Consider the following 1,582-nt stretch of genomic DNA (forward strand, 5'->3'; position numbering starts at 1 on the left):
TTTCAATAATGGTGCATGGAAATATAAAAAAGTAGAAGGAATGGTTTTTCAACATCGATTTAATTAAAAATTTTGGAGCATTAATATGGTATTTGAACCCGATTTAGAACAATGCGCGTTAAATCAAATGGATATATTAAACCTGTGGAAGAATGATCCAGGCATGAGTGATGCATTAAGAAGTGTCAAAAATACATTTATACTTCCGAAATCGTTAGAAATATATAAAAATTTTTCTATGAAATATGATGTTTTATATATTCATTTAAATGAAATTTATACTAAATTCTATGATTTTCTAAATAAATATTATTTCGATAATGAAGATTTATATATTCTTTATAATGGTAATGTGTCTTCATTAGACAAATTTGGTTTTAGAGATGAATCATATCCTATTTTTTTAATAAAATATAAGGATATCTACTATTGGTTAGAATTAATTGAAAAAAAAAAGATTTTTTTAGTTTAATTATATCTGATTCCAATTATCATACTGTAGTAGATATTTCTAATATAGATGATTATGAACACCCAGAAGAATATACTGTTTCTATTAGAACTAATAAATAATCAGTAATTTATTCTTCGAATACTAATGATAGCAGGGGGAGTGGGAGCGGGTTATCTTATTTATAGAGGGGTAAGGATGATACCTTCATTTTTCCCTGCGTTATGGTGGACAATTCCTGTGAATGCTGTAACTCCATAGTTTTTATATAGTAATAAGGTGTTATATGAAAGATATTAGAAAGTTAAGTTGTTCTGAAATTGATATTCTTGGAAATGATGAAATAATACAATGTTTATTCAGATTAAATGGAAATGATTTAAAAGAAGCATTGGAATATTTATCTACAAATATTAGCTCCAATAAAATACCTTATATTATAGATGAACATTCTTTTTTATTTATAGATGATATGTTTAATAATTTAAAATTTATAAATAATAAAGGATTTTTTTCATGGATTGTAAATTTGGAAAACTCAGATTTGGATTTTTCTAAAATAAGCCATAAAGATAGATATAACTTGATAAGTAAAATTATTAAAAATATTGGATTTTATGAAGAATATGCTGCATGTGAGGTGGGAAGATTTATTATTCGGTGTTTGTTGATAAATAAACATGAACGAATGGGTTTTTTTCAAGATATCAAAAATAACTATATGAAGATTAAAAATACAAAATATCTTGATATAATTCATTTTGCATTGTTAGATTATTGTTCAAATGAAGAATTGAATGAAATAGAAAAGAAAGAAATCAATACTACAATATTAGCTATTACACATATAGATATTTAAATTTGGTAGTAAGGCGTATACCCGCAGGCGGAGCGCTGGTATCAATAAATCTACGCAACTTTTCAAAACCATGTTTTCAGACGGCCTCAATAAAGTTGAGGCCGTCTGAAAACATTTTTCTTTCGCAACGTCGGATTGATGCCGAAGGCGGCATCCTCGGCGAAACCCGTTACTTATGGAGCGACGACCGGCTGCTACAAACAATCGACGGCTGGCAGACGCATACCTACCTGTACGCCGGACAGGACGGCTACGAACCGCTGGCGCAGGTG

3 protein-coding genes are annotated in these 1,582 nt (G+C 29.1%); all 3 read left to right on the forward strand.

Going from position 1 to position 1,582, the window contains the following annotated elements:
* Nucleotides 1-85 precede the first annotated feature (85 nt).
* A complete protein-coding gene (locus ACI43T_RS11885) occupies nucleotides 86-472 on the forward strand; it encodes a hypothetical protein (protein WP_405387310.1) in 387 nt (128 codons plus the stop codon).
* 126 nt (nucleotides 473-598) lie between these two features.
* The gene (locus ACI43T_RS11890; protein ID WP_405387312.1) at nucleotides 599-712 is read left to right on the forward strand and encodes a hypothetical protein; all 114 of its coding nucleotides are present in this window, start codon (nucleotides 599-601) and stop codon (nucleotides 710-712) included.
* 25 nt (nucleotides 713-737) lie between these two features.
* On the forward strand, nucleotides 738-1,310 hold the full coding sequence (locus ACI43T_RS11895; RefSeq protein ID WP_405387314.1) for a hypothetical protein: 573 nt from the start codon (nucleotides 738-740) through the stop codon (nucleotides 1,308-1,310).
* Nucleotides 1,311-1,582: the final 272 nt, after the last annotated feature.

It is taken from the genome of Neisseria oralis (assembly GCF_045062685.1).
Lineage (GTDB): Bacteria > Pseudomonadota > Gammaproteobacteria > Burkholderiales > Neisseriaceae > Neisseria > Neisseria oralis.

Excerpts from the sequence above, each read along its gene's own strand:
- ACI43T_RS11885 (WP_405387310.1), top strand. The coding sequence starts at position 86 with ATGGTATTTGAACCCGATTTAGAACAATGCGCGTTAAATCAAATGGAT.
- ACI43T_RS11890 (WP_405387312.1), top strand. The coding sequence starts at position 599 with ATGATAGCAGGGGGAGTGGGAGCGGGTTATCTTATTTATAGAGGGGTA.
- ACI43T_RS11895 (WP_405387314.1), top strand. The coding sequence starts at position 738 with ATGAAAGATATTAGAAAGTTAAGTTGTTCTGAAATTGATATTCTTGGA.